Consider the following 3,612-nt stretch of genomic DNA (forward strand, 5'->3'; position numbering starts at 1 on the left):
TCTCGACCAGCCCGTTCCAGCTCAGCGCCCCGCGCCCCAGCGCAAAAAGAAACGCCCCGAAGGCGCCGATCCCCGCCGCCTCCGTCGGCGTGAAGATGCCGCCATAGATGCCGCCCATCACGATCGCGAACAGCGCGATCACCGGCCATCGGGATTCGTGCCGACCCTCGTTCTCTTGCAGCAGCCGCACAGCCCGCTCACGCACTTCCGGAGAATACTTGTTCGTTGTCTTGCTCAGGATGGCTCCACCTTCTCAGGAGTTGGAGCCTCCGGCAAACCCGGCGCGGTTCACATACCGCCGGGCCGAGAGATCACGGCGCTGCCAGCGATCGTATTCCTGCTGCCAATCGCCCGTCAGGCGGGAGATGACACCAGGTGACAGGTTAGGCGCATCCGCCCCGAGCAACGCTGACAGCGCTTCCTGGAAATCGCCGGTGGAGATCCCGCGCAGATAAAGCACCGGCAGCAGGGCATCGAGGCTTTTCGACCGCCAGGCCCATTTCGGCAGGATGTTGGAGGTGAAGCGGATCTTCTTCTCGGCGGGCGTGTCCGTGGCCCGGTCGCGGACTTTCGGGCGGCGCACGTCGAGCGGACCGATCCCGGTCTGAATGTTGCGCTATGGCCCGTAACCATGCCGGACGATCCGTTGCCGGCCATCCGGAAGGGTCTCTTCTGCATGCTGCGCAACGAAGGCGTCAGCTTCGGCCCGAAGTGCCGCCGCAAGCATCCTGCGGGCCCCGTCACGGGCAATTTCTGTCAGGGGATCCGCGACGGATCCGGGCTGGTGCAGCGCGATAATATCGGTATCATTTGTCTTGGCGTATCGTGCCTTTGGGAGCTCCGGCAGACTTCAGCAACCGCCACGATACGCCGCCCCATCAAACCCCGTCACCCAGCGTGATGAAAATTTCGCTTGACGCAAGTTTTTTGCGCAGTGCGACGGGCGTTCTGCGACGGAAATAAGTGACCCGTCCCCGCAGACGCGTGTAATGGGCGCTTGTCATCACACCCCTCCCGACCGGCTCGGGCTGATTTCGCGGCAAGATGCGGGTCTGTCGCTGAAACCGGCGATGCAACCAGGGGATTCAGGAGCTGCGGGGGCAGTGGACAGGCTGGTGGACGGTTCGGCAGACATCCCTTGAAAGGCCGCTTCTTTCGGGCCCTCAAGTGATTGATTTTTCTATGTTCTTGCCGAAAAAACTGGCTGGGGGACCTGGATTCGAACCAGGACTAGCGGAGTCAGAGTCCGCGGTTCTACCGTTAAACTATCCCCCAGCAATCGCGGCGAACCATCCGCGAGGGGCGACGCGGCGCCTGGCGCCGATCGATGGCGCGTATTTAGCGAGCGTGGAGCGGCTTGTCCAGCCCCTTCACGCAGCGAAATCCGGCTTTCATTGCGCGGTCCAGCCGCCATCGACGAGGAGTGAGGTGCCCGTGACGAGGCGCGAGGCGTCGCTCGCGAGAAAAACCACGGCGCCCATCAGGTCCTCGGCCTCGCCGACGCGGCCGAGCGCGATCTTCGACACGACGCTTTCCGCGAATGCGGGATCGGCCAGCATGCCCGCCGTCATCGGCGTGCGGATGAAGGTCGGGCACAGGGTGTTGACGCGGATGCCCTCCTTGCCGACCTCCCAGGCGAGTGCCTTGGTAAAGCCCTCCATGGCGTGTTTCGTGGCGCAATAGACCGTGCGGTTGGCGCCGCCCACATGCCCCATCTGCGAGGACATGTTGATGATCGACCCGCCCTTGCCGGCGGCGATCATGCCTTTCACCACCGCCTGCATCAGGAAATAGGCCGAGCGCACGTTCAGATCGCTCACCGCATCGTAATCGGCGGGTGTCATCTCGGTGAGTGGCGCGGGGCGATTCATGCCGGCATTGTTGACGAGGACGTCATAGGGGCCGTTTTCCGCGACGAAAGCGGCGCTCGCATCGATATCGGTAACGTCGAGCGCATGGGCGTTGGCCGCAAAGCCTTCCTTGCCGAGTGCCTCGGCGAGGGCGGTGATCTCGTCGCCGCTGCGTGCCACGAGATCGACGGATGCGCCGGCCCGGGCCAGCGCACAGGCGGCGGCGAGGCCGATGCCGCGTCCGGCGCCGGTCACGAGGGCACGTCTTCCATCGAGCGAGAAGGATGGGGTGCGCGGCAACGATTCCATGACGAGGCTCCTTGCGAAAAACAGCGCTGACGGCGTCAGCGGATATACTGGTCGATATAATCGGCCCCGAGGCCGTTTTGCGCATAAAAGGCGCGGCATTTGTCGAGCCGGGTGAAGACATCGTCATAGCCCGTGACATTGCCGTCCGGATCGACATAGATCATCGCGCCGTTGACCTGGAAGAGCGTGATCATCTCCTCGACATGCGGATCGACCACGAGCGTATGGGTCTCGCCGGGCGCCTCGTAGACATAGCCGCCCTCGCGCGCCACCCAGTCGTGCTCCAGATAGCGCCATTCGCCGCGCAGCACGAAACCGTGCACGGGCTGGGGATGGCGGTGGCGCGAGAGCACGCCGGATTTGCGCACGCGCAAAAGGTTCATCCAGTAGCCGCGCGTGACGCTCAGGCAAAGCGGGCGGAACCAGACATTCTCCTCCACCGGCACCCAGACGCGTTCATCCGTGGGGATGGCGTCGGGGACGATCAGCTCCGGGGGTGATTCGGCGGGCTGGGGATGGCGGTAGGGGGTCCATTTGTCGTTCATGACGTTTCCTTCATTTGTCAGACGCTCGCATAGCCGCCATCCACCGGCAGGATCACGCCCGTGACGAATCCGGCGGCGGGCGAGGCGAGAAACAGCGCGGCTGCGGCGATTTCCTCCGGCGTGCCGAACCGGCCCATCGGCGTGCGCGCGAGGATCGGACCGGCGCGGGCGGGATCATCCTGCAGGGCTTGGGTCAGCGGCGTCGCGATCCAACCGGGTGCCAGCGCATTGACGCGTACGCCCTGCGGCGCCCAGGCGGCGGCGAGGCTACGGGTAAGCTGCGCGATGCCGCCCTTGGAGGCGGAATAGCCGGGCACGCGCGGTCCGCCGAAGAAGCTCAGCATCGAGGCCAGATTGATGACGCAGCCGCGTGCTGCCGTGAGCCGCTCCAGAGCCGCAGTGCACAGCCGCATGCTGCCGTTGAGATTGATATCGATGACCTGCGCGAAAACTTCCGGATCATGTTCCGCATCGCGGCGGATGATGCCGGCGGCGTTGACGAGCACCGCGAGGCGCTCGGGCAGGGCGGCGATGCAGGATTCGATGGTGGCGGGGTCGCGCACGTCGAGGGTGACGAAGCGGATGCCGGCATTGGCCGGATCGCGGGTTGCGCCTTCCGGGGAGGGATCGCCGACGCCGCCGGCGGTGACCTGCGCACCGTGATCGCGGAAGGCGCGGGCGCAGGCGAGCCCGATCCCGCTGGTCCCGCCGGAGACGAGCACGTGCTGCCCGGCAAAGAGATCGCCGGCGAAGGTGGCTTTGGTCGCGGGCATCGCGGTCATGGTACTCTCTCGGATCATCATCGGCACGCCTGACCTTGCGGCAGGTGCCGTATCAGCGACTATCGTTGTGCGAGGGGGCCCGATCAATGGGCGTTTCGCGCATGTGCGTGTTGAGCGATCCCGGAA

The 3,612-nt window shown here is 65.1% G+C and carries 4 protein-coding genes, 1 tRNA gene and 1 pseudogene; all 6 read right to left on the reverse strand.

What is annotated here, in order from left to right:
• On the reverse strand, positions 1–190 hold a 190-nt coding region (locus VKP01_RS01300; RefSeq protein WP_414706488.1), incomplete at its 3' end, for a TRAP transporter large permease subunit.
• A 102-nt stretch (positions 191–292) separates the two neighbouring features.
• Positions 293–799, reverse strand: a pseudogene (locus VKP01_RS01305) (transposase); the annotation flags it as partial.
• Between the two features lie 402 nt (positions 800–1,201).
• Positions 1,202–1,275 (reverse strand) — tRNA-Gln (locus VKP01_RS01310).
• 116 nt (positions 1,276–1,391) lie between these two features.
• Entirely contained in the window at positions 1,392–2,159 is a 768-nt protein-coding gene (locus VKP01_RS01315; RefSeq protein WP_324409832.1) for an SDR family NAD(P)-dependent oxidoreductase, read from the reverse strand.
• A gap of 35 nt (positions 2,160–2,194) precedes the next feature.
• The gene (locus tag VKP01_RS01320; protein WP_074445962.1) at positions 2,195–2,704 is read right to left on the reverse strand and encodes a 2,4'-dihydroxyacetophenone dioxygenase family protein; all 510 of its coding nucleotides are present in this window, start codon (positions 2,702–2,704) and stop codon (positions 2,195–2,197) included.
• A 17-nt stretch (positions 2,705–2,721) separates the two neighbouring features.
• A complete protein-coding gene (locus tag VKP01_RS01325) occupies positions 2,722–3,486 on the reverse strand; it encodes an SDR family NAD(P)-dependent oxidoreductase (protein ID WP_324409833.1) in 765 nt (254 codons plus the stop codon).
• Positions 3,487–3,612 lie beyond the last annotated feature (126 nt).

This window comes from Saliniramus sp. (assembly GCF_035311605.1).
GTDB lineage: Bacteria > Pseudomonadota > Alphaproteobacteria > Rhizobiales > Beijerinckiaceae > Saliniramus.

What these genes read in the sequence shown, in the direction of transcription:
- VKP01_RS01315 (WP_324409832.1), bottom strand. Translation starts at nt 2,159, where the DNA reads ATGGAATCGTTGCCGCGCACCCCATCCTTCTCGCTCGATGGAAGACGT.
- VKP01_RS01325 (WP_324409833.1), bottom strand. Translation starts at nt 3,486, where the DNA reads ATGACCGCGATGCCCGCGACCAAAGCCACCTTCGCCGGCGATCTCTTT.
- VKP01_RS01320 (WP_074445962.1), bottom strand. Translation starts at nt 2,704, where the DNA reads ATGAACGACAAATGGACCCCCTACCGCCATCCCCAGCCCGCCGAATCA.